Source organism: Paenibacillus brevis (genome assembly GCF_018919145.1).
Lineage (GTDB): Bacteria > Bacillota > Bacilli > Paenibacillales > Paenibacillaceae > Fontibacillus > Fontibacillus brevis.
This window is the reverse complement of sequence record NZ_JAHLQJ010000007.1, coordinates 166,903-192,702: the sequence shown is the minus strand read 5'-3', so window position 1 is coordinate 192,702 and position 25,800 is coordinate 166,903. Positions and strand designations below refer to the sequence as shown.

Here is a 25,800-nt window from a genome sequence, read left to right as displayed (position 1 = left end):
GAGTCGTTCGCGATGTCTTGGAACTATCGCAATCGCAAGGCACTTGTTATCGGTGCCATTGCGGTAAGCCTGGTGTTGCTTGTGGCGGCGGCGGTCTTTTTGCTCATGCAGCATAACGAGCAACAGCAAATACAACAACAGATGCAAGAAAGCTACGAGCGTCAGCTCGCGCAATTGAAGCAAGAGAAAGAATTGAACAGCCGAGAAGTGTGGATAGTAAGCCGAAATGTTGGGGCAGGCAATGAATTGACGGCAAATGATCTACAGGCGATTCCGATGCCCATAACACTTGTTCCGGCGGGTATTCTTACGGATCGGGAAGCGATTATCGGAAAACATGCTAAGGTGGAACTGGAGGCGGGTACGCCGCTACTCGCTTCTTTGTTGTTCGAGGGACAGCCAGTTCCAAAGGATGTACGGCTCAAGGAATTTCAGGTGATTCAGCTTCCTTCCAATCTGAAGACTGATCAGTTTATCGATGTACGGATCGGTTTCCCGACTGGCGAGGATTTTGTTCTGCTGTCCAAAAAGCAGGTGCGGCAGTTGTCGGGCAATGTGATTTGGCTGGAATTAAACGAGATGGATTTGCTGCAAACGTCCAGTGCGATCATCGACGCCTATCTGCAAGGGGCACGGCTTTATGCGCTCCCCTATATCGAGCCTGGCTTGCAGGAGGCAGCCGTTGTAAACTATCCGGCCAATCCGAAGGTGCTGGATTTAATGGAAATCGACCCGAATCTACTTGAAAAGGCAAAAACGGAACTGGCCCGAAGCCTGCGTCAAACGCTGGATACTAATTTAAATGCGGTCAGTGAGTCGGACAAGTTGCGGGCCTCTAGTGGCAATGTTACGATTCAGCAGCAATTGCAAAATGAACGTGCAACTACCCGGCAGGGTAACGCCATGTTTGAAGCGCAGCCGCAGTCGGGCAGTGGGACTTTGGAGACGGAGGTATCCAATAACCGACCTTCAGGAGAGGAGCAACCCACGGTTTCTACGGTGCCTACGCAGGAACCACCGACTCCTTCTGCCACGGCAGAATCAATCGTTCCTCCTTCGATTTCCAACGAAACGGAAGCGGTGACCGAAACGGAAGCACCGTCGGGAGAAGAACGGTGGGAGGACATACTCAATCAGTAAGGGAGACGGCCATGAAAAAAATGATATTTCTCGGTTCAACGGACAAGAGCCATGTGCTACTGGCGCTGGGGCGCTTGTTCTCGGCAATGGGGCAGAAGGTGCTGCTAGTGGACTCCACAATGGGGCAAGCTGTTCAGGGCTATTTGCCGCCCGTATTCAACGGCAGCGCCGTGCAGGAGTTTGAGGACATGGATGTAGCCTACGGTTACATTACAGCCGCGCAACTGGATCACGCACTGGAACAGGCGGGAACACTGGGCGCGTACGATGTGCTGCTACTCGACACCGATCATACCCAAATGGTAATGGGACGCAATTTTCCCGACTTTGACAAGCGGGTATGGTGCTGGGACGGCAAGCGGCTATCGTTGCAAAAAAATGAAGAGCTGCTGCTGCGCTTGTGCTTGCACGAAGCGGAAGCGCCGCTCTCTTTTTATGATTGGCTGTCTCCGGCGTTACCGGGCAGCTTGCCTGCTTGGCGGGCGGAAACACGGTTGCGCCATGTGGAGTGGCTGGAGCCTTCCTTTCATTTTCCGCTGGATGAGCGCGATGCCATAGCGGATGTGCACAATCAGCATCAGCATCGTATTGACCTTCGCCGCGTCAGTGGAGCCTTCCGGCAGGTGCTGCTCACGATGCTGCAACAGCTTGGAGATTGCGATGCGAAGACTGCGCGGCGCGCTTGGGCGACTGCCCAAAAGCGATGGCGAGCCTGGTAGAAAGGAGTGAAACGATGGGAATGATGGTTGTGTTTTGGAGTCCCTTTCCCGGCCAGGCCGGAACGACGGCCAGCCTGCTTGCGGCAGCGACATGTATGGGGCTGGAATATTCATCGCGAATGCTGCTCCTCGGCCTTTTGCGAGAGGAGGATGAGGCGGTGCAGCGCGCCTTTTACACGCCGGAAAAAAATCCATCCCCCTTGCCGGATATCGGCATTGATGCGCTATTGCGGCTGCTGCAAAACCGCAAGCTGGAGGCGAGTATGCTGCGAGATTATGCGCAGCCGCTACTCCGGGAACGGCTGGATGTGCTTCCCGGCTCGGCGAAGCCAAGCGCAGGGTTTGCCGACATGGCAGAACGCTGGCTGGAGCCGCTTTTGGACACCGCCAGGCGCGCCTACGATGTAGTGCTACTAGACGGCGGTAGTGGGACCGCTCCGGGCTGGCGGGAGGAACTGCGGGATTGGGCGGATATCCTCGTCGTTTGCCTGCCGCAAAATCGCTTGCTGCTGGAGCGCTTTTTTCAATCTCCGGAAAGTGAGCTACTCAGCGCTCGGAAAACAATGTTTGTGTTTGGACAGTTCGATCCGGCCTCGTCCCTGACCATCAATAACCTCCAGCGCCGATTTCGTTGGCAGCAATCGGCCTTTCCGGTCATGCACAATACGGGCTGGTTTGATGCAGTGCAGCATGGGGAGGCGATTCCGTACTGGTTTCGCAATCGCAAGACTATGCACCAGCATGAGAATCATCGATTTGTCCGTCAGGTACGGGCGCTGGCGCATGCGCTGATCGAAGGGGTGGGCATGAATAAGCCTGTGTTCGGCGGCAAGGAGGACAAGCTATGATGACACTGCTGAACTCCATGATTGTTATTTCCTTGCTGATCCTGGTCGTTTTCTTTCTCTATTTACGCATGAGCCGCCGTCTTCCGGAGGGAACAACGGAAGAAACGGCATATACGCTGGAGGCGATGACGGCGTTCGTCAAAGACACGTTGCACGAAATGACAACGAGCCATCTCAGCGATTTTGGCTTGTCCGAGGAGGAGTATCGCCGCCGTAAGAACAAGCGGGCAGAGCTGAAGAAGGCGCTTCGCGGCTGTACCTCCGGCGACTTGCGGGACAAGGAATACGTGAAGCAAGTGATCGCCGATTTGCTGATGCAGCAATACGTATTGGACGATGCGCACCTGAATCTGATGCTGCCCTTTCATCAACCCGACGCGCTCACCGCCCAGGATCAGTTTGACATCTTGCTGGATCGTTACAAGCAGCAATTCGGGCTGCGGGCGCTGGAGCAGATGCTTCAGGCATATGAGTTGGATCGGCAGCGCTTCGATGAGGACGGGCAGCTTGAGGCTTACCGGATAACGAGTGCAGAGATCAGGGACATCTACGCTAAGGAATCGCCTACCTTGCAAACCGAAGACAAGCTTCGCATTGTCGTGCAGCGAATCTATCAGCATTACAAGGGCTTTAGCGTCATCGACGAACTGCGCGATATGCGGATGGACGGTGTGTCCGGGGGCGTATCCGGGCTGCCGCCACTGATGTGGGAGGGCGAATGGGCTCTGGAGGACGAGGTGCAGTGGCAGGCGCTTCCTCGTTCGTATGATAGCGTCTGGCTGTTTTACAAGGGCAAGTCCATTCATTTGAGCTTCCTGTCGTTTGGCTCGGAGCAGGAGCTGCGCCGTGTCTGCCAAATCATCTACAAGCACAATTTTCCCGGCCAACTATCCGAAGCAAATGGCTATAAGGTCAATGAAATGGGCGATGGGTCCCGCGTCGTCGTATTGCGCCCCCGGTTTTCAGAATCGTGGGCTTTTTTTGTGCGCAAATTTGATGTGCAAAGCGCCACGCTGGAGCAACTGATTCAGGACGAAAACGCGGAATTGCCGATCAGACTCATCCGCTATCTGGTGGCAGGCGCACGTATTACGGCGATCACCGGCGCACAAGGCAGTGGCAAGACAACCCTGCTGATGGCGATGGTGCGCCATATTCCAGCGGTGCTGCCGATTCGGGTACAAGAAATGAGCTTTGAGCTGCAACTGCGCAAGATTTACCCGAACCGCAACATTGTCAGCCTGCGTGAGACGGAAACGATTACTGGCCAGCAAGGGCTGGACATACAGAAGAAGACGGACGGCTCGGTGAACATTTTGGGTGAGGTAGCGACCGACCCGGTTGCAGCCTGGATGGTGCAGATGGCGCAAGTAGCTTCCCTTTTTACACTGTTCACCCATCACGCCAAAACGTTCCGCGATTTGGTGCTGTCGCTGCGTAATTCGCTGCTTAAAACCGGCGTGTTCAGCAGTGAGCGTGTTGCGGAGCAGCAGGTCGTCAGCGTGGTCAATTTCGATATTCACCTGCGCCGTGACTTGGATGGTAGGCGTTATATCGAAAGGATTACGGAATGTGTGCCGGAGCCACAGGAGGCAGATTATCCGGCTGATTTTTCCGGCAAAATGACCAAGGATGTGCGGCTGGCCGCTTTTATGGAAACGGTACTGGAGTTTTTTCGGCGCTCGACGGATCGCCCGCTGTATACCGCGCGGAATCTGATCGAGTACCGGGACGGACGGTATGTTGCCGTTCATCCGTTGTCCGAGCAAAGCCGTCAGGAAATGGCGACCTACTTGAGCGGGCCGGATCAAGCTGTTTTTGATGCCTTTCTGGACAGCAATTGGGGGGAAGCACCATGATTCGAGAATGGCTTTCTCCACTGCTCGGCATTTTGATGGTTCTTTTCTTGCTGGCAGTTGCGGCGTTCCTATGGCTATCCCGCCGCGATTCAGACATTGCTGCCATTCGGCGTTACGAATCGCTGCGTAAGCCGGGACAAGCATCGCGCAGGCAAGTGATGTACAGTTTTCTGCAACAGTTGTACAGCGTGTGCGAGCAGGTGCCGATCCTGCGCGCCTATTTGCATCACCTGCGCAAACGTCTCCTGATCGTTCGGCTTGGCGACGAGTGGAAGCTGCGGCTGGAGACGATGAAATCAGCCTTGTGGGTATGGAGTCTTCTGCTATTAATCGTCATTCCGCTTGCTGTCATGGTACGCGATCTGTTTACCTGGGGCATGCTACTGCTCGGTCTATGGGTAGGGCATGGCGTGTTGGCGGACATGGGCGTGCAACGACTGGAGCTACGCCTGCTCCGGCAGCTTCGCACTTTCTTCGGCGATATCCGCCATCACTACCATCGGCATGGCATGGTGGAGGAAGCGATTTACGAAGCGGCGGACGGTGCGCCCTATGAAATGGCGCTTCATGGGCAGGAGCTGTACGAGATGCTGACGGACAGCGACGCGGAGGACAAGCTGGCACAATACGTGGAGCTGGCTCCCAACCGCTATTTGCAGGGAATGGCCGGATTGTCTTATCTCATTAAAGAGCATGGCGACCGAAAAACGGAAAGCGGCTCGATTTACCTGAAAGGGCTGGAAAAGCTGTTAGGCGAGCTGAATCTGGAGCTGCTGCGGCGAGAGAAGCTTAGCTATTTGCTGCAAGGGCTGACGGTGATCGCACTTGTGCCGCTTCTCTTTACCCGTCCAATTGAGGCATGGGCAAGCCACTTCTTTCCCTCGATGGACGCCTTCTACGCCGGGGCGCTCGGCTGGTTGGCGAAATTGATCCTGCTCGTCGTCGTATGGCTGTCTTATGTGCTGCTCCGCGCGTTGGCGGAGTTGGATGGTGGCGCTCGGCATACGAGCCGTACTCGTTGGGAAAAGCGCGTGTACGGCTGGCCATGGGTGCGTTGGATCGTCCAGCGGCTTGGGCCGGCTCCCGATTCGCGGGAAGCGGAGCGGGTGACTCGGCTGCTCAAGGATACGGCTTCACCGCTGCGGCTGGAATGGTTTTATGTGCAGCGCCTGGCCGCGGGCGCGTTGGCTTTTGCTGCCGTGCTAGGGCTGTTCGTGTCCATGCATGCAGCGGAGCGGCATCAACTGCTCTATGCGCCAGTCAAGCCGGGGATGCTGTTCGGGCAGTTGTCGGTAGAGGATGAAGCCAAGGCACAGGAAGCTGCGGCACTGGATCGTCAGATTCTGGAACAAGTAAAGGAGGTGAGGCCGCGCAACGAACGCATCATTATGAATCTGCTCCGACAGCAGGTGGCTGGCGGGGAACAGGAGGAGCAACTTCGCCTAACCGCGCGGCGGGTAATGGAGAAGCTTGTGCAACTGGAGCAGCCATGGCTGCTGTGGTGGGAGGTGTTTCTGGCTCTCGCAGCTGGTTGGGGCGGGTATGCGCTGCCCGTCGGTATTAGGTTGTTTGAGCGGCGGATGCGGCGGATGGAAATGAAGCACGAGGTCGATCAACTGCAAGCAGTGATCGCCATGCTGGCTGGGATGGAGCGCATGTCAGTAGAACAACTGCTGATCTGGATGGAACAGTTTGCCCGTGTTTTCAAGGAGCCGTTGCAGGTGTGCTTGCTCCACTTTGAGCAAGGCGAGGAGCAGGCGTTGGCGCAGCTCAAGGAGGATGCGCCGTTTCTGCCGTTTGTACGGACGGTGGAGAAGCTGGAACTGGCGTCGCAGCATTTGACGATTCGCCAGGCGTTTGACGATCTCGAAGCAGAGCAGGCGTTTGCGCGGGAGCAGCGCAAGCAGGAGTATGAGCAGTTGATTGAGCAAAAGGCAGGCTGGGGGCGCTGGATTGGCTTTACCCCCTTGATGACGCTGATCTTCGGGTATTTAGTGATCCCGCTTATCGTCGTCAGTCTGCAGCAAATGACCGCCTACTATGAGCAGCTTCAACGTATTCAGTAAACAGCCAGATGATCCTTCCTTTCTTCACGGGGAAGGCTTTTTGTCGATCCCAATTATAAGGAGCGAATTCAATGTCCAATGCACAAAAAGCACTGGTGATGGCAGCAGGGATCTTCCTCGCCATTGCCCTCATTACCCTGGCTGTGGTCTTGTTTGTTTCAGCCCAGGATTCCACCAAGGCAGCGCAAAGCAATTTCAGCAATATTCAAACCGAGCTGTCGCAAACGGCCTTTACTGTGTATGACAATACAACCCTTTCGGGTAGCCAGGTTGTCAATGCGCTGCGCAAATTCCGCGATGCCGATCAATTCGGCATTCAGATTTACACCGGTAAAAATCCGGCTGGACAATGGTATGGCAAAACGATTAATACAAGCGTGCCGATGGACAACGTGACCTACGGTACGGTCGTGGGTGTAGCTCCGGGCTTGATCGCGCAAACCGTAGATGAGGCGGACATCAACTACGTGAATCCGAGCGGCAAGTTCCGCGCGAATCTGGTGCTGGACAGCAGCAATGTGATTCGGGGCATTGTGTTTCGGCAGCAGTAATATCGAAAGAAGAGGCGGAAGCGTCCGGGGAGCCCGGCGCTTTCGTCTGAAGGGAGGAACCGCGGGTGGATTACGCCCCGAGAACGATGATGGAGATGAGTGTCGCATTTTTGGTGTTTTTGATGGCGGTGGGAACGGGGCTGCTGCTGTTTCAAAACGGGGCTTCGCTGAACGCGTTGGCTTATGTCTCGGGCCATGCTCAGGATCGTAGCCTGCATCAGAGCGCAAGCCTTGTAGCTGGCGAAGGCACAATGAGCGGCACGGAGGTGCTTCATGCACTGGCACGGTTGGAGGAGGGCGATGCGGAAATGATTGTAGACGGTGTGAGGTACGCAGCACCGTTAGAACGGGAGCAGCTTCGCGCAATGAGCATTCCTTTGCAGGCGAAATATGTGCCTGATAATGAACGTGACGCGGATGGGCATTTGCTACGGCTGTTGTTGAGGCGTGTGCCATGAATACGCTGGTCAAGCTGTTCGCGGTGCTGATTGCGCTTCTGCTGCTTTACCTGTATCCCCTCTCCGCCGCCTTTGACCAGCAGGACGATATTTCCGAGCTGATTGCGCTGCGGGCGACGACCTCTTTTGTGGATGCGGTGCGCAACAAAGGCGGCATTACGCCTGTGATGTACAACGACTTTATGGCCGCGCTGGAGGCAACCGGTAACAGCTTTGTCGTTGAAATGGAGCATGGCAGCAAGACCTATGTACCGGTTTACGAAGACCCGACTCGGCCGGAAACATTCCATGGCACTTATGAAATTCATTTTGATGCCTACTACAACGCACAAATTTTGCCGGTGCTGTTCCCCGATAATACGCTGGAAAAGGACGATTCCAGCCGCCGCTACCGCATGCGGGAGGGCGACAGCTTTTCGGTTACGGTGCGCAATACGAACCGGACGGCAGGGACGCTGATCTTTGACATGCTGAACAACACGATTAGCCCGAATGAAAAGATCGTTATTCCTTACGGGAGGATGGTACGCCATGCGATGGATTGAGTGGGCCATAGTCGGCGCGCTGTTGTTCCTCCCGTTTGCGACAATCAACCGCATCGAGACGGATGCGCTGCGCCGGACGCTGCTAACCGAGCTGCGTTACGATGCGGCGCTGGATGCGGCAGTGGACGATGCGGCGAGCCAGTTGATCGGTAATGCCAGCCAGCAACGGGAAGCACAGTATGGCTCGGACAAACGAATTGCGCTTAACAAGGAAGACGCTGTTGTGGCGTTCTACCGAACGCTTGATGCGGGCTTCGGTGTTACAGGTGATCCCGTGGCTCAAGGCACACTGCAACGTTACATTCCGGCAATTGTTATCGTCGGTTATGACGGCTTCTACGTCTACAGCGAGCAGGAATGGACGGGCACGGACGGAAAAGTGATCATGAAGCCGGTTTGGGGAGCGAAGAAGCCGTATGCTTATTCGGACGTGGCGGGAAACAGCCTGTCGTTTACGCTGGATCAGGAGGTGCTGGCCTACGATGCGGCGAGTGGGAGCTGGCAAGAGGGGCTACGGCAGGACATTAGGCAGAAAACGTCGATTCCGCTTCTGCAGGATGCCGAACAATTTGAGCGGACAAGGCGCAGCACGATTGTCGGGGCGATTCAGGACGAGCTGGCTTATCGGATCAACCAATACAACGAAACGGTCTCTCGGGATGGGTTTTCTTACGTGTTCACCTTGCCGTTGATTCCGGAGGAGGACTGGAGCAACAGCATCGACGACGTAGGCGTCCTAGCATTTCTACAAGGCATTCCGATTGGCGCTAGGCAGTACAACAGCTACGCGCTTGGCGGGAGCCGGGTGCTAAAGCAGGAGGCTATTATCGGCGCTCGCAAGGGAGAAATAAAGGTGTACTACCGCAGCTCCTGCGGCTATGGCTACCCGCGTGAAGAAGTGTTTGTCAGCGAACAGGCAGCAGCACGCAAGGGATACATGCCGCTGCCCTGCTCACCCTAGCTCGTGTTCAAGAGAGGAGGCAGTCGGATGTGTATATCCGTGTATTAATCGGAATCATGCTGTGGCTTGCCGTCTATAATCCTGCCATACAGGCAGCCGGGCCAGTCTATGTTCAGGCATGCGGTGGCAGCGAGTTCGCCATGGCGTTGAAATCGGATGGGACGGTGTGGTCATGGGGAAGCAACCAACAAAGACAGTTGGGATACGATTCCAGCGGCGCTGCCGTTTCGTTCCCTACCCGGATTCAATCCCTGCATCAGATCAAGGACATCGCTTGTGGCTTGACTTCGGGCTACGCGCTTCAAGTAGATGGCTCCGTTTGGGCGTGGGGACGAGGCGCGGAGGGGCAGCTTGGCCTTGGTGACTCCCAACAAAGAAATGAGCCAACACTGCTTTCGCTGTCTGATGTGACACAGGTGGAGGCTGGTGTCCATTTTGCGTTCTTTGTACGTGAGGACGGGACTTTATGGGCGGTTGGTGACAATCAGCAGGGACAGCTTGGCGATGGGACAAGCGTGGGCAAAAGCTCCCCGGTGCAAGTATTGGGACTGCCTGCAGTTCGAAGCGTAGCGGCTGGTGGCGCGCATAGTGTGGCTGTTACGACGAACGGACATGTGTATGCTTGGGGAAGCAACAGCTACGGTGGCATTGGCAATGGCGGCGCTGGGCCGCCAGTGACGACACCTTACTGGCACAGCACCTTGGCGAATATCGTCAGCGTATCGGCAGGAAGCGATTCCTCCTTTGCGATGGACGACAACGGTCAGGTCTGGTGCTGGGGTGTAAATACGTATGGGCAGTTGGGCTTTGGCGATACCATCAGGCGATACGAGCCTACGCTGTTCTCTGCGTTGACGAATGTAGCCTCTATTCATGCCAGCGGAGATTACACACATGCGCGGCTGTCGAATGGAGAGTTATGGGGCTGGGGGTCGAATTGGGGCGGCAAGCTGGGAGACGGGACCGGCGCGGATCGCCATTCACCAGTACAAACGCAGATTGAAGGAGTACAGTTTGTTGGCAGTACGAAGTCCAACTTTGTATTGGCGGGAATAACGAACGAATTGCTGTATAGCTGGGGCAATGGAACGGGGGCTGTGCTTGGCTATGGTGGAGGCTCACGTGCTGTGCCCGGCCTGGTGACGGGTACAATGACAGCCGCCAAGGGAACGGCTACGTTTTCGCCGGTAGTTCTGCCATCCACGCTTCACAGCTTGGCAACGTTACCCATCATGGTTTCCGACTTGCGCGGCTATAACGCGGGATGGATGTTGGGCGTATCTGCTTCCCCCTTCTACTGGTCTGGACTTGATCCGACAACGGGAAGCAGCAGTATGATCGCAAGCTTCCCGGCTTCAACCTTGGCGTTGAGCGGCGCATCGCCGATTACCGTGCTACAAGGAATGGAGATTGACGCCGTTCACGGCCCCAAGTACCTGCCGGGACAAATATTGGGGCCCACCTCCGTTCCGATTATCCAGGCCGATGCCGGATACGGCACAGGGAAGTATGAGACGACCTTGTCTTTGGCGCTGACAGTGCCGATAACTGTGCAGGTATTGCAGGCTTCGCCTGCCTCAGCCTATACGCCGGGTGACACCATTGGGTTGTTGGCCGGCACGTATACATGTACGCTCACCTTCACACTCACGAGCGGAATTTGAACCAAAGGAGTGAATAAACGATGTGGATTCGACTGTTGCTGCTGGCAACGGTTTTTTGGGTTGGAACGGGGTTTTCCGCCCCGACAGAGGGACAGCAATTAATCGTGAGCGGCGATCCCAAGCGCATCCATCCGCAACTCGGCGCTTACGTCGAGGAAATTGTCCCCGGCGAGGAACGCGAGTATGCGGTAGAGATCAGCAATCCGACGGAGCAGGACATCACCGCCTTGCTCTACATGGCGGAGGCTACTCCGGCACTTGGCGGCGGCAAGGATTTTACATTGCCGGATGATCCGGATCTCGGGGCGGCTGCCTGGTTTACAACTCCTGATCGCACCATTACGTTGCGTGCGGGGGAAACACAACGCTTTAGCGTAAAGCTACGCTTCCCTGCTGCCGTACAGCCGGGGCAGTATATTGCGGTTATCGGCGTGTATGACAATCAGGATCAGGCCGTTGAGGTGACGGACGACGCGCGGGCGAGGTTTGTGACGCATATCATCCGCAAAACCGGCCTTCAGGTCGTTCTCAACTATAAGCTGGACGAAGCGAAGCCGCCTCAGGCGATTCCGCATTCGATCACGTATGGACAGGAGAATGAAAAAGCGTTCCTCTCCATTTTGCTAATGAATGAGGGCGGCAGCTTGTCCAAGCCGGAGATGAAGGTGCTGGTCAAAAAGCTAGAGGAGGACAAGCCGGTGCTGCAATTGGAAACCCACTTTGACTCCATCTACGCGGGGACAGTGGCGCAGCACCGAGCCGAGCTGAGTCGAGCATTGGTTCCGGGAGCGTACGTTGCGGAGGTTTCCACAACCGTCAACGGGCATTCGGTGCAAAGGGTGCTGACCTTCGAGGTAGAAGGGGAGGAAGAACGGACACGTTGGGGGACGGCGTCTTCGGGTAAGGTGGTGCAGGTGGCGGAGGACGGTTCCTCGTTACCCGCGTCGTGGCTTGGGGAGTATCGCCTCTACCTGTATGCCGGACTGTTGCTGCTACTTGCCATTGTCACATGGCTTCGAAAGCGTAATGACAAGCGACGTAAGAAGGAGCCGCATTAAAGCCCCATGCTGCGCCCAGGCACAGCGTGTTCATATAGATTAAATCATTTGTAAAGGAGAAATAATCCATGTTCAACTTCATTCGCAAGCTACTTCCCCTTGCCCTGGCAACCGCACTTCTGCTTCCTGCCGCCGTCCATGCCGAAACGGTGTCCATCATTGCAGGGACAAATCAATCGTCGCAGACTACCATTTCCTTCAGCGCGGTAACGCTGGACATAACCGCGAATCAGATTTCGACGGCCTCCAATGGAATTACCGTTCGCGACAGCCGCGGCAGCGGTGCAGGCTGGTCGGTATCCGTTTCGTCCACCGATTTTGTGAGCGGCTCCTTGCCTGATCCTACGACCTCGGGCACGTATACCGTCAAAATTCCGGCCAGCGCTGTTTCTGTCATTGTCGGTACACCGGTTATTTCCTTGAGCGGCCAATCCGTCGATCCGACCCATGGGCCGCTGGCCTATAACGGCACGCTGTCTGCCACGCCGCTCAAGCTGATCCAGGCAGCGCCGGGCTACGGCATGGGCGAGTATACGGCAGGCGTTTCTTATTCGCTCGCAGTGCCGAAAACCGTTACGGTGGCTTCGGTAAGCAGCGGCTCCAGCAAGTATGAGGTGAATGATGTGGTCGGCACGGTTGCGACTACCTATACGGCGACGTTGACCTTCACCCTCGGCTCGGGCGTGTAAGCAAGGCGCGGCTCCCATTTCTTCATTAAGAATGGGAGCCGCTTTCCCATTTGTAAGGTAGACAGGCGCCAGCGGTATCCCCTATCATAAAGGGACAAGAAAGTTTTTCCATACGGACCATTCTGATTTAAGGAGTGAAGCGGTTGAAAAAACGAATGTTACTGGTGCTGATCATGACCGTGCTGGTGAATGGGTTTGTTCTTACTGCGAGTGCGGCGTCCAAGCCGCCAACGTTTGTCACGGTCGTGATGGACGGCATGAAGCTGTGGTTTCCCGATGCGCAGGCGTTCATCGACGAGAACCAGCGGACGTTGGTGCCGGTGCGGTTTGTCGCGGAGGCGCTCGGTGCAAAGGTTGGCTGGGAAGCGGAGAGCAGGTCGGTTCCGATTCAGAAGGATAAACAAAGCATCCGCTTAACCATTGGCAGCAATATCGCAACGGTCAATGACGAAGAAGTGGCCTTTGATACCCAAGCAGTAATGCAAGGCGGCCGCACCTTTGTTCCGTTGCGATTTGTCAGCGAAATCCTTGGCGTGGCGGTGGAGTGGGACAGTAAAACGAATACGGTTTTTTTGACCTCAACGGAACAACTGAATGGCAAGACCGATCCGTGGGGGAGGCTAATTCGCACGACCAATCTCCCGAAAAATGCAGCGGACTATCCTTATATTCTGGCGGATGTTTCGAACGCGATGTATGAAATGGTGTATCCTTATCATCATGAGGAAAGATATAAGGTGGCCGCTACTGTTGCAGGCCAAGCAGAATATAGTAAGCAAAACAAGGATATTTGGATGACCCGTATTAAGACGTTTGGGAGTCTCTGGCTGAATGTGGATTATCGGACAATTGACGATTCGTGGGCACAAGCACTTTTCGCGACCAAGATGCAGAACTCGGATGGAGAGCTGCGGCGCATTCGTGAATATGTGAGTTGGGTGAAAGAAAATCATATTCGTATTGAGGGCTACCTTGATCCCGAACCAAGCATGAGCTTCTATGATGGTTTTGGCTCCGATCATATTCGCGCACATTTCAGGGTACGCTTTGTTGATTATGATAAATCGGAACGTCTGCTATATGATCAATGGTTCCCGAACGATCTCCGATTTGAAAAAGGAGCATGGTATGAAGGGTATACTGACATTCAGATGAGTACCAATGTTGGTGGGGATTGGGGTAGCACATTAAAAGTCTCTCCAACAGCCAGTCTTTTCTCCAACTATATGTTTGTGAAGGCGGCTGAAAAAGATGAATAGGACGAGAAAATTCACACGATTGGTATGCACGCTTATGGCGTGCATTTTTTTATTCTCTTTTTTCGAGATTTCGCCATCGCATGCAGCACCCGACATTACGATACGAGATGGGATCGTACAATTTAAGATTACCAGCACGGCAGCCAGCACTTCTATTCGCTATCGGACCGTTGGCTGGGTTGTGAGTAGAGAACAGTTCTGTTCACAAACGGCATCAGGGAAACTGTGCGCTGATCCGAGAACCAAACAGCATGCCATTTTTTCCAACGATGAAATCGTGCAGACAGGACAAAACCCAAACCCGCCAATCCCAGGCCAACCTTTAACGGGGTTTTATGAGGTAACGGAATCGGTAGTCACACAGCGATTATGGGCGGCAGGCATGGACGGTATTCAGGACAATGACAATTTATATTTCTATGCGGTCATGGTTTCCATCAACGGGGACGGTTCGGTTCGCAAGGGCCCGTTCTACACGCTGGCGGGTATCAAGCAAGCCGAGGGCTGGCGGGTTCCTGATGATTTAGATGACTATTTCGGCCTTCACATTCCTTATCGCAGCGCAGACTTTCCGGTGGATGTCGTTGCTAAAACCGTCAATGGCCGGATCATTCAAAAGTCAGACGTTACGTTTTTGAAGGGCAAATACAAAATCGGGGAAACGATTGACCATGAGTTTCCGGCAACCTTGACCGATGGCGGAAAAACATATCGGATTGTCCGCTCCTACTTGTCTCCCAAGCAGGATACAACGCAGAAGAAGTGGTTGCAGGAAGATCCCGAAACTAACGATAAAGTTCGTATTCGCAGCTTCACAGTCGCACTGGGCGGATCGGATGCGATTGCCGAGTATGAGGAAGCCGCGAGTCCAGTGAAGGCCATCTACCAGAAGGAAGATGGTACAGTGCTGCAGGAGGTGGATAAGGGAGAGTTCGCGGCAGGAGCAGAGGCGAAGCATAACTTTGAGGCGACGATCACCAAGGGCGGGCAAACATATGAAATCATCCGCTCCTATATTACGAGCAACAGCAATCCGTCAGAGAAGCTGTTCATTCAGGAAAAAAGCGACAGTAAGCTGCGAGAGAGATCCATTCTGGTCGGTCCGAGCGGCTCCAACTTTGTCGGCATCTACAAGGTGCCTTCGCCCGTTACGGTGACCTCCCGCATCGACGCGCCAGGGCAGGCAGCTTCCACGGAAACGGCAGTGACGGGCGATTTTACGTTTGAAGCCAAGTCGCCAAGCCAACTTGCATCGTACCGGATTACGAGTATCGAAAACGCACAATTGGTCAATGCCAACCACCAAACCGGCACACTGAGCGGCACAACAGCTAGCAAGTCTCTGCCGATTCGCATTCCGCTTGGCAGCAGCGATCAAGTCACCGTTAAAATTACAGTCGTGGTAACGGATAAGGACAACCAGACGGGCGACTCGACCGCCGATCATACTGTACTGATCAATCGCGGCGGCGAGCCTCCGCAAACCGGCTCCGAGCAGCAGCGCGAGGACATGGACGCATCGGCATCGGCGGTGATCAAGGCGGATGCGCGCGGCGCGGAACGCTTTGATGTGAGCAAGGGTATCCCTACCTCGGAAAGCCTGTACGTGAACGCGAGTGCGAAAGCCTATTTGTACCGGAATCAGTTTACGGAGATAAAAGGAACGAAAACGTATCCGATTACGGTCAGTCGCACGTATTCGCTGTCCTGGACGGAGTATGTCCCCGGCCCGCCGGACAGCGAGGGCAACCCGACAACCGTACCGGTATCGCGTTCAGATACGCAAACCGTTACCCAGAACTACACGGTGGAGCGCAAGTATAGCTACTGGCTCATCGACCGGCTGGAGGTATACGGCTTGCAGCGGGCCGAGGTAGCCAACTATGCGTTGCCGGGTGGCAAGGTAACGCTGCAACCAAGCGGCTACACAGCACCCACAGTCTCAGCTAGCCATGAGGCATCCGTCTCGTCGCATGTGACCGATCCGGTGTACCGCAATGTGACCTTACCCGGCCAATCACTGAACGGCGGCTCCAGCCGCCCGTCAGTGCCAACCGAGAACTGGAAATCGGAGGCGGAGCAGGCGGTCGGGAAGATCAAGGTGAGAAACGATTCGCTTGTCTTTAACGGACAGACCATCATGGACAACCGCATAACTGAAGAAGCGGCTCCCGCCCCGAGCATTATTCCCGCTGCGCCGATGATTGGGCAAAACGTGCTGTACGGCAGCGGGTTTGTCATTGATTCGGGCAAAAGTAACAAGGCTGCGCAACCAAGCAGCGGAACGCTCTCCTATGCGCTGATTAAGGGTATTGGCGGCGGCAGCAATCAAGCCTTCCCGATTTCCGGCATCAATCCGGTAACTGTGCATACGCCGGTTGTGAATCGGGCCACCGTCTCCGACGATCATGCGCATAACCAGAAGACGGTGCCGACCTCCGGTCGGTCGGTACTCATTTTGAATCGACCCTTTACAGTAACTATCCCGACCAGCGGACAGCACCGAGAAATAACGGGCTATGGCAACCGGGATTATGCAAAGTACATTCGGGACAAGCAAGTGCGTTTCCCCTTCGATGTGTACAAGGCCGACCGAACCACGCTGATTCCGAAGGATACCTGGACGTCGATCTCGGTCGGCCAGCTACAGACAACGTTATATTTGCCCGTTTGGGTAGACGAGGGAAATTATGATGTGCTGTTCCGCTCCTTTGCCGAAAACAGCCCAGCTTCGTTTACCTCGCAGACGAATGCCAATCTCGATGTCAACCATCATGTGGCGACGCAGGTAGTACCGGTCGAGGTGATCGGCCGTTTATTTGATTTCCGCATCACCGATATTGCGGACTACCAGTGGGAGACCGTGTTCCGCACGACAAAGGGTAGCGCCACGTCAACCGGCAACAGCTATTGGGTGGGCTCGAAGGGGATTGACGGTGCAGCGCGGGGCAACACAGCTCCGTACTTGCTGCCCATTCGTCCGGGCAGCCACCCGGAGATTGGTAAGAAGAACGTCGCGATAAAGACAGGCTATCATTTCAAATATGAGGTCAAGACGCTTGGCAATATGTTTGCTGCAGGAGACGGCATCCTAATTACGCCAACCTTCTATTTCGTGGACAAAAAAGGGCAGAACCGCCAGCCGGTGGACTTGTATTATCACTCAGGCAACAAACGGTTTATTCGCATTGGCTCTGCGGAGGACACGGAGCAGCGGCTGGTGACGCTGGATACCCGGCTACGTAATGTCCCGCAGCAAGAACTAACGAATACCGCCAATTCCCTCTGGAGGCTAAGTGGTGCTACGGGTAATCAGACCACGTATGTGCAGCAGTTTTTAAAAGATGTGGCGCAAAAGAAGATTTACGTTGGCGGTTATGACGGCGTGTTGCTGCCGCAGCAGCTTCGTACCTTCATTGGCAGCATGCAGGTGCCAAACGGCGTTGATACGGCGCGAGCGAATGCGGCCGTTCAGCTTTGGCGCGGGGAATATAGCTTACCTGCTGCACCGTATGCGGTGCCTGCGGGTTTTAATGTGGCCGAATACGGACGTAAGCACAAGTTGGATAACCAGTCTCCAATTTTCCTGCGCGATGGCTATCTGATCGTCAATTTTAACATCGAGACGATTCGAAACCGGAACACCAGCCAGCCTCACTTGCAATACAAAAATGCGCCATTGAACAATCAGTGGCAAATGGAGGGCTTTGGCCGCAGCTTTGTCGATCCGTATGGCGCAAGGTTTTCCTTGCTGGATGGCGACGTAGCGTTTTATCATGCCGATCTGTCAAGCTATGACGATTTCGGAGCGGGCGGCACCCACTGATTTCACCAATCGGGAGGAATGAACATGTTTGAGAAGCTGCAAAGCGCCGCTCCCGAGGAGGCGGATTACTTTTACTCGGGTCCGGCTGAAAATGGGTTGGGGAGCTCCTGTATCGGCCATCTGCGCGGGGATTTCGGGCGCTCTGGCGAGGAGTTTTGGGTGACCTGGTTTCCGCGGAACTCCCCCTTTGAAACGCCAGCATTCAAGGACGAATTAGGCAAGGTTTTTCAGGCAATAGGCGATCAGGACGTGCTGAAAAGCCGTCAGCATATGCTTCGCTTTTGCAGCAAACACCCGGAGGCGCGCATTGCCGGGGCGCGGAGCACGGACGTATACGGCTTTCGCATGGAGACGCAGGAGCATCGCTACTATTTGCGCTGTTTTCCCTTTGCCGGAGATTACAACTTTTACTTGTATTGCTACGCCCGGCCGGAGCGTGTGGCCGAGCAGCAGCGGCAAGCTCCTTCCGCGCCTGCTGCGCAGAAGAAAAAGACGGAGCCGCAGCGATAGGAGGACGCCATGAATGATCTAACTCGTTACCGGCTGCTGGCGGAGGCTACGCTTCCCCCGGCAGCTAAGCTGCTGTACAGTTATCTGCTGGATTTCGCGGGCGGGAGAGGCGGCACGATATGGCTGTCTTCCCGGCGTCTCGCGGCAGAGGTCGGACTTTCGACCTCTGCTGTCCGCCGCAATTTGCATCGACTGGAGCAAAACGGATTGATTCAGCTCACCTCGCGCTATTCCGAGGAAGGTATTCGATTGACCAACAAAATTACGATCCGGTAAGGAGGTGTACCCATGACCGCCAAGCTGCAGCGCATGGTCGAGGTGTCTGCACGTACCTCGCAGGCGTTGGTGAACGATACTGGACAATGGGCCGAGTTTTTGCGCACCGCCGCATGGAACTACAAGTATCCGTTTCAGGATCAATTGCTGATCTACGCGCAGCGTCCCGATGCCACCGCCTGTGCCCCGATTGAGGTCTGGAACCAAAAGCTGAACCGCTGGGTCAGGCGCGGCGCGAAGGGCATTGCGCTGATTGAGGATCGGGGCAGCAGCCTGGGGCTACGCCATGTGTTTGACGTGTCGGACACGCAAAGCCGCCAGTCTCAAGCCGTGCCGCTTTGGCGAATGGATGATTCGGATACGGAGGCTGTCCTTGAAACGCTGGAGAACGCCTTTGGATACGAACAGGAGCCGGGTATGGAGCTTCCTGGCTCCCTGCTCACAGCGGCGCGGAACGCTATGGAGGATCATAGCACTGATTACGTGCGGATGCTCCTGGCCGAACGAGATAACAGCCTGCTCGAAGAACTGTATGTATCACATGTGGAGCTGCTGTTCCGGGAAGCCGCGCAGCATGCCGTGGCTTACATGGCGATGGTTCGCTGCGGACAGGAGCCGTCTTCTTACATCAGTATGGAGGACTTGTCTGGTGTCGGGTATTTTAATACCCTGCCGGTCCTTTCGCATTTGGGCGCGGCGATCAGCGATGTGGCAGAAACGATTCTGCGGGAGATAGAGTCCACCGTTCGGGCACAGCGCCGAGACAACCTGCGTAGTCAGTCTCAGGATACCATCCGCACCGTTGCAAGGTCAGAGCCGTTGCTGCACAATGAAGCTAATTCACGCGAAGGGATGATGGAGCATGGAGCTGACCTACACACAGAATGGGGATTATCTGCTGCCGGATCTGGCACAGCCGGAGTCCATGAGCATCGGGAAATACGGGATGCTACGCAAGAAATTTCTGAAAACCGAGCGCAAGGGCACCTACGCCCACCTGATGCTCTCGGAGAAACTGCACATACATCTGGCGGAGATCGACCGGACGGCGAAGGAGCAGATCAAGCAAACGATGAAAGGTTTGCTGGAACAGCACCCGACACCGGACAAGGCGACCGATCCGCTGGGCTGGACGGGCCACTTGAACAATCTGAAGCAACAGGCGGAGGAACTGATCCTGACGGATCTGGTGTACCGCTAAAATGGCATGACCGAAGAACGGAGGACAATCGTCTTCCGTTTTTTCATGACAGTGATCAGATCAACGATATGCTGCGAACTACGCCGCTCATGGAGAGCATGGCGGAGGTCGCAGCTTTTTTTGAAAGCAGCGATGATGCTCGTGAACATGCACTTTATGTGAGAAGCCTGTTTCCGCAAGGGATAACGGAGCTGGAACTGGAGCCGGATACCTGGCTTGGTGTGGAGCCGTATCAAAATGTACTGCATATCTGGACGGGCAGATCAGACAGCCGGATGGCGCAAGGCTTCTACGATTGGGGCGTCATTGCCGATCATATTCACAGTATGCTGCTGCTGAAGGAATGGGATCAGTCGCTGCAGTTGCCTGCTGCGCAACAGACGATGTGGCTGGAGGACGCGGCGGAGGCTCAAGCGTCCACTTTTATCTGGCCACAGGCGGTCATCGATGCCGTGCTGCAAAACGGTAGCGGCTTTGAAAATGGCAAGCTGCGGATTACCCTTCATTTTCAGCAATCGCTGTCGGCGCAGGACAATGCCGAGTTTCTGAAAAGGGAATATGGGACGGGTGGTCGCGTCCCGGTCTTGATCGGTACGAATATTCATGAACATCACGATAGTAAGGGCATTGCGTTAGAGCGTGGGTTCCGAGTAGCTCAGGAAGACAAACTGGTGCTGCCCTGGATAAAGGTGCAAAAGCGAATCGGTGAGCTGCTGGCGGCTGGTCGCTATTTGAACCGCCGTGAGGCGGAGCAACTGCCTGCCTACGCCGAGCAACAAGAGGAACAGCGAAGGCAGCGCGAGGCCGAGATGCGAGAACAGCGCTCCATGATTATGGGGCCAACCTTGCCTCCACCGCCAGATGCCCCGCCGCGCGACCGGAAGAACCTACGCTTTGCGTATGCCGAAGGCAACTCGGTCTTTATCGGAGCGGATGAATATGAAATCGCTCAGTTGGAACCACAAAAGGTATGGTTGCAGGATAAGCAGTTTCCATTGTTTTCAAAGGAAATGAGCCGCAGCGAGTTGGAGCACATGCTGCGCGACAACCCGCTGAACGATCATTTGATGACTGATGAACCGGTCTCCGAGGCTGAAGCTGTGTTGTGGGAGAGCGAGGATACGGATGAGCAGGCGGAGGAGCCGGAGCTTGCAAGAGAGCTGCCAGCACAAGCTGTACCATCAAAGAGTGAATTGAACGAAAGTCTAATTACGCCTGCTTCCGAGGCCATCTCTCGCCCAAGCCAACCTGCAAGCAATTACCGTATTGTGGATGTTGCGTTGGGACATGGCGGCGCAAAAACAAAGTTCCGCCGCAACGTGGAAGCGATCCGGTTGCTCCTGCAGTTGGAGGAGGAGCAGCGCCAAGCGAATGCGGAGGAGCAAGCGGTGCTGGCGCACTATGTCGGCTGGGGCGGCATTCCGCAGGCCTTCGATGATGCCAACAGCCAATGGGCTGCGGAATATGCCGAGCTGCAAGCATTGCTAACCCCGGAAGAGTTTACGTCTGCCCGCGCTTCAACGTTGAACGCCCACTATACATCTCCTATCGTGATTCAGGCAATGTACGAGTGCCTGGAGCAAATGGGATTTCGGCGTGGCAATATATTGGAGCCTTCCTGCGGGATTGGTCATTTTTTTGGTCTGGTGCCGGAATCGTTTCAGGATTCGCGGCTGTTTGGCGTGGAATTGGACAGCTTGACCGGACGTATCGCAAAGCAGTTGTATCCGCAGGCATCGATTGCGATCAGCGGATATGAGCGGACGAATCTACCGGACAGCTTCTTTGACCTGGCGGTAGGCAATGTGCCGTTTGGCGGCTACGGTGTGGCAGATAAAAAATACGACAAGCACAAGCTGCTGATCCACGATTACTTTTTTGCCAAGACGCTCGACAAGGTGCGGCCGGGTGGGATCATCGCCTTCATTACCTCCAAGGGTACGATGGACAAGCAAAATCCGGCGGTGCGCCGGTATATTGCGGAACGGGCGGCTTTGCTTGGGGCGGTGCGCCTGCCGAGCAACGCTTTTCTGGCGAATGCCGGAACGGAAGTGACTGCAGACATTCTCTTTTTGCAAAAACGAAATCGCATGGTGACGGTTAATGAGCAAAGCGAGCCGTGGCTTGCGCTGGATGAGACGCCGGAGGGTGTGCCGATAAACGCCTACTTTGCCGCCCTGCCAGATATGGTGCTAGGCATAATGGCGTTTGATGACAAAATGTATGGCAATCGCGAGGAAACGACGTGCCGGCCATACCCGGATGCGCCGCTTGATGAGCTACTGCGGGAGGCGCTGGCCAACATTCACGCCGAATGGGTAGAGGGGGAACGCGAGGAGCAGCCGGAGGAAGCGGAGGCCTCCTTGCCTGCCGATCCGAATGTGCGCAATTTCAGCTTTGCACTGGTGGAAGGAAAGGTCTATTTCCGACAAAACAGCCAAATGCATCCGGTCGAAGCCTCTGCTACAGCAACGGGACGCATCAAGGGGCTAATTCAACTGCGCGACACGGTGCGCGACCTGATTGAATATCAGACCGAGGATTACAGTGAGGAAGCCATTCGCGAGCAGCAGCGCAAGCTGACGGTGCAGTATGATCGCTTTGCGGCACAGTATGGGCTGATCAATAGCCGCGCCAACAGTCTCGCCTTTTCAGACGACAGCGCCTACTTCCTGCTCTGCTCGCTGGAAATCCTTGACGATGAAGGGCGCATGCTGCGCAAGGCAGACATGTTTACGAAACGTACCATTCGGCAGCGGTCGCTGGTAGAGCGAGTGGATACCCCCTCCGAAGCATTGGCGGTATCCATCGGTGTCAAGGCTCGGGTAGATTTGGTCTATATGAGCGAGTTGAGCGGAATTCCTGTGAATAAGCTGGTGCAGGACTTGCGCGGTGTCATCTTTCCCAATCCCGAGCAAATGGATGAGTGGGGGGAGCCGATCTATGAGACGGCGGACGCTTATTTATCCGGACATGTCCGTGACAAGCTGCGTGTCGCCATGTCATTCGCAGCCCATGACCCTGAACGATATGCCGAAAACGTAATCGCGCTGGCAGCGGTTCAGCCGCCTGATTTGACCGCATCCGAGATCGATGTCCGGCTGGGGGCGACCTGGCTGCCTTCCGAGGTCATTCGCGATTTTATGTTCGAGCTTCTGGATACGCCTCCGATGTTCCGGCCTACCATTCAGGTGTTCTATTCCGATTATACAGCGGCATGGAACGTACGGGGCAAAAACGACGATCGTAGCAACAACATCAAGGCTAACGTCACCTATGGAACCGAACGAATCAACGGCTACAAAATTCTGGAGGATACGCTCAACCTGCGGGATGTACGCATTTTTGATACGGTAATAGAAAACGGCGTGGAAAAACGGGTGCTGAACCGAAAGGACACAGCGATTGCCCAGCAAAAGCAGGAGCTAATGAAGGAGGCGTTTGGCGAATGGCTGTGGCGAGATCCGCAGCGTCGCGAACGGCTGACACGCCTCTACAATGACCGGTTCAATTCGATTCGTCCGCGAGAGTACGACGGTAGCCATATTCGCTTTACCGGGATGAATCCGGAAATTCGGCTTCGGCAGCATCAGGTGAATGCGGTTGCCCGTGGACTCTATGGCGGCAATACACTATTTGCCCATTGCGTCGGCGCGGGCAAAACGTTCGCGATGACCGCCGCTGCAATGGAGAGTAAGCATTTGGGCTTGTGCAACAAGAGCATGTTCGTTGTCCCGAACCATTTGATTGAGCAGTGGGCGGCGGAGTTTTTGCAGCTTTACCCTTCCGCCAATGTGTTGGTGACAACAAAAAAGGATTTTGAGACGAAAAACCGCAAAACGTTTTGTGCCCGCATTGCCACTGGAGACTACGATGCAATCGTTATCGGTCATTCGCAATTTGAGAAGATTCCAATTTCCATGGAGCGACAACGGCAGCAACTGGAGGAGCAGATCTACGAGATCACCAGCGGCATTCGGGAATTAAAGGAAGCCAAGGGCGAGCGATATGCGATCAAGCAAATGGAGAAGACGAAGAAGACGTTGCAGGTCAAGCTGGAGAAGTTGAACGACACAAGCCGTAAGGACGATGTGGTGACGTTTGAGGAATTAGGCGTGGATCGGCTGTTCGTGGACGAGGCGGATTCGTACAAGAACCTGTTCCTATACACGAAAATGCGCAATGTTGCCGGGCTGTCGCAAACCGAAGCACAGAAGTCATCGGACATGTTCATGAAGTGTCGCTATCTGGACGAGCTGACCGGTGGGCGTGGCATCATCTTTGCAACGGGAACGCCGATCTCTAACTCCAATACGGAATTGTATACGATGCAGCGTTATTTGCAATACGAGAGCCTGAAAAAGCATGGGTTGCAGCATTTTGATTCCTGGGCATCCACGTTTGGCGAAACCGTCACGGCAATTGAACTGGCTCCGGCAGGAACAGGCTATCAGGCGAAAACGCGCTTTGCACGCTTTTATAACTTGCCTGAGCTGATGAGCATGTTCAAGGAAGTGGCCGACATCCAGACTGCAGATATGCTCCAGCTCCCGGTCCCGAAGGCGCATTTTCATAATGTGGCTGTCCCACCGAGTGAGTTTCAGCGCGATATGGTTGCCGATCTTGCCCGCCGTGCGGAGCAGGTACGGGCCAAGGCGGTTGAGCCGCACGAGGACAATATGCTGCTCATTACGAATGACGGGCGCAAGCTGGCGCTCGATCAGCGGCTGGCTAATCCACTACTGCCGGATGACGAGGGCAGTAAGATTAGCGCCTGCGCAAATAACATTTACCGGCATTGGCAGGAGGGGCAGCAGCAGCGGCTCACGCAACTGGTCTTTTGCGATTTGTCCACCCCGAAGACGGATGGAACGTTTAATGTCTATGATGAGATCAAGCGCAAATTGCTGGAGAAAGATGTCCCGGCGACGGAGATCGCCTACATTCACGACGCTAATACGGATACGCAGAAGAAGGAGCTCTTTGGCAAGGTACGGACGGGTCAGGTTCGCGTTTTGCTGGGATCGACGTTCAAAATGGGAGCCGGTACGAATGTGCAAACGAAGCTGGTGGCCATTCATGACCTTGACTGCCCGTGGCGCCCGCGAGATTTGGAGCAGCGTTTGGGTCGGGTGATTCGTCAAGGCAACCAAAATAGTGAAGCCTATATCTACCGATATGTGACGGAAAACACCTTCGATGCATACCTGTATCAGACGCTTGAAAACAAACAGCGCTTTATCTCGCAAATTATGACGAGCAAGTCGCCGGTTCGCTCTGCGGAAGACATCGATGAAGCGGCGCTCTCCTATGCCGAAGTCAAGGCGCTGGCGACAGGTAATCCGTATATCAAAGAGAAGATGGATTTGGACATTCAGGTGTCCAAGCTCAAGCTGCTCAAGGGTAATCATCTGAGTCAGCGTTATGCGTTGGAGGATCGGCTGCTCAAGCTGCTGCCGCAGCAAATCAAGTCCACGGAGGAACGAATTGTGGGGTATATGCAGGATGTGGCTATGTATGAGCATCAGGATGCAGGAAAAATAGACGGCGATGAAGTGCCCTTTGCCGGAATGACGATCAAGGACTTTGCGTATAATGAACGCGCATCGGCAGGTGCTGCGCTGCTGGAAGCCTGCAAGGGAATGACTTCACCCGATCCGCAGGAGGTCGGCCATTACCAAGGCTTTTCGCTGTGGCTTTCATTTGACAGCTTCAACAAGGAATATAAAGCAACTCTGCGCGGCGCATTGGGGCATAGCGTTTCACTTGGAGCCGACGCCAGCGGCAATTTGACTCGTCTGAACAATGTGCTTATTGCGCTGCCGGAGAAGCTTGCTTACTGCCACGATCAAATGGCCACGCTTCTTAAACAGATGGAAACGGCGAAGGCTGAGATTGCAGCGCCCTTTAAGCAGGAGCAGGAGTTGCAGGAGAAGACGGCACGGTTGGCGGAGCTGAATGTACTGCTGAATATGGATAAGCCAGAGAACGAGCCCATAGAGACAATCGTGGCTGACGAGGAACCGGAGCAGAGTGGGAGGAGGAAAATGAACCGACAGGAGCGCTAACAGAGCAGACATAGCAAGATTACACGAGGCGCGAAGCTTTCTTAATGGATTAATCCATTGCCCGCTTAAATGGCACGTTCGCGCGCTCCGCCCGAATCAGGT

At 54.9% G+C, this 25,800-nt stretch carries 17 protein-coding genes; all 17 read left to right on the top strand.

Annotation, left to right across the window (positions count from 1 at the left end):
• The first annotated feature begins 12 nt into the window (after positions 1-12).
• Complete coding sequence (locus KQJ23_RS10195; RefSeq protein ID WP_216478717.1) at positions 13-1,140, top strand: SAF domain-containing protein; 1,128 nt, start codon at positions 13-15, stop codon at positions 1,138-1,140.
• Between the two features lie 11 nt (positions 1,141-1,151).
• Complete coding sequence (locus tag KQJ23_RS10190) at positions 1,152-1,859, top strand: hypothetical protein (protein ID WP_216478716.1); 708 nt, start codon at positions 1,152-1,154, stop codon at positions 1,857-1,859.
• 14 nt (positions 1,860-1,873) lie between these two features.
• On the top strand, positions 1,874-2,707 hold the full coding sequence (locus KQJ23_RS10185) for a P-loop NTPase family protein (protein WP_216478715.1): 834 nt from the start codon (positions 1,874-1,876) through the stop codon (positions 2,705-2,707).
• Positions 2,704-4,566, top strand: a complete 1,863-nt coding sequence (locus tag KQJ23_RS10180; protein WP_216478714.1) for an ATPase, T2SS/T4P/T4SS family — start codon at positions 2,704-2,706, stop codon at positions 4,564-4,566. The genes KQJ23_RS10185 and KQJ23_RS10180 overlap by 4 nt, the downstream gene beginning before the upstream one ends.
• Positions 4,563-6,632, top strand: coding sequence for a hypothetical protein (locus KQJ23_RS10175; RefSeq protein ID WP_216478713.1), 2,070 nt, complete (start codon positions 4,563-4,565; stop codon positions 6,630-6,632). The genes KQJ23_RS10180 and KQJ23_RS10175 overlap by 4 nt, the downstream gene beginning before the upstream one ends.
• 71 nt (positions 6,633-6,703) lie before the next feature.
• Positions 6,704-7,183 carry an ABC transporter permease gene (locus tag KQJ23_RS10170; RefSeq protein WP_216478712.1) on the top strand — a complete coding sequence of 160 codons (480 nt, stop codon included), beginning with the start codon at positions 6,704-6,706 and terminating at the stop codon, positions 7,181-7,183.
• A gap of 65 nt (positions 7,184-7,248) precedes the next feature.
• Positions 7,249-7,641, top strand: coding sequence for a hypothetical protein (locus KQJ23_RS10165; protein ID WP_216478711.1), 393 nt, complete (start codon positions 7,249-7,251; stop codon positions 7,639-7,641).
• Positions 7,638-8,186: a hypothetical protein gene (locus tag KQJ23_RS10160; RefSeq protein WP_216478710.1), complete on the top strand. Its 549-nt coding sequence runs from the start codon at positions 7,638-7,640 to the stop codon at positions 8,184-8,186. Before KQJ23_RS10165 ends, KQJ23_RS10160 begins: the two co-directional genes overlap by 4 nt.
• Positions 8,173-9,147: a hypothetical protein gene (locus KQJ23_RS10155; protein ID WP_216478709.1), complete on the top strand. Its 975-nt coding sequence runs from the start codon at positions 8,173-8,175 to the stop codon at positions 9,145-9,147. The genes KQJ23_RS10160 and KQJ23_RS10155 overlap by 14 nt, the downstream gene beginning before the upstream one ends.
• A 29-nt stretch (positions 9,148-9,176) precedes the next feature.
• On the top strand, positions 9,177-10,811 hold the full coding sequence (locus tag KQJ23_RS10150) for an RCC1 domain-containing protein (RefSeq protein ID WP_216478708.1): 1,635 nt from the start codon (positions 9,177-9,179) through the stop codon (positions 10,809-10,811).
• Between the two features lie 20 nt (positions 10,812-10,831).
• Positions 10,832-11,869 carry a DUF916 domain-containing protein gene (locus tag KQJ23_RS10145; RefSeq protein ID WP_216478707.1) on the top strand — a complete coding sequence of 346 codons (1,038 nt, stop codon included), beginning with the start codon at positions 10,832-10,834 and terminating at the stop codon, positions 11,867-11,869.
• Between the two features lie 68 nt (positions 11,870-11,937).
• On the top strand, positions 11,938-12,558 hold the full coding sequence (locus KQJ23_RS10140; RefSeq protein ID WP_216478706.1) for a WxL domain-containing protein: 621 nt from the start codon (positions 11,938-11,940) through the stop codon (positions 12,556-12,558).
• A 143-nt stretch (positions 12,559-12,701) separates the two neighbouring features.
• Complete coding sequence (locus KQJ23_RS10135; protein WP_249529649.1) at positions 12,702-13,817, top strand: copper amine oxidase N-terminal domain-containing protein; 1,116 nt, start codon at positions 12,702-12,704, stop codon at positions 13,815-13,817.
• Positions 13,810-17,643 (top strand): DUF5704 domain-containing protein, encoded by a 3,834-nt coding sequence (locus tag KQJ23_RS10130; protein WP_249529648.1) that lies wholly within the window; start codon positions 13,810-13,812, stop codon positions 17,641-17,643. Before KQJ23_RS10135 ends, KQJ23_RS10130 begins: the two co-directional genes overlap by 8 nt.
• A 24-nt stretch (positions 17,644-17,667) precedes the next feature.
• A complete protein-coding gene (locus KQJ23_RS10125; RefSeq protein ID WP_216478705.1) occupies positions 17,668-18,153 on the top strand; it encodes a hypothetical protein in 486 nt (161 codons plus the stop codon).
• 9 nt (positions 18,154-18,162) lie between these two features.
• A complete protein-coding gene (locus KQJ23_RS10120) occupies positions 18,163-18,429 on the top strand; it encodes a helix-turn-helix domain-containing protein (protein ID WP_216478704.1) in 267 nt (88 codons plus the stop codon).
• A 12-nt stretch (positions 18,430-18,441) separates the two neighbouring features.
• Positions 18,442-25,698 carry a helicase-related protein gene (locus KQJ23_RS10115; RefSeq protein WP_216478703.1) on the top strand — a complete coding sequence of 2,419 codons (7,257 nt, stop codon included), beginning with the start codon at positions 18,442-18,444 and terminating at the stop codon, positions 25,696-25,698.
• Positions 25,699-25,800: the final 102 nt, after the last annotated feature.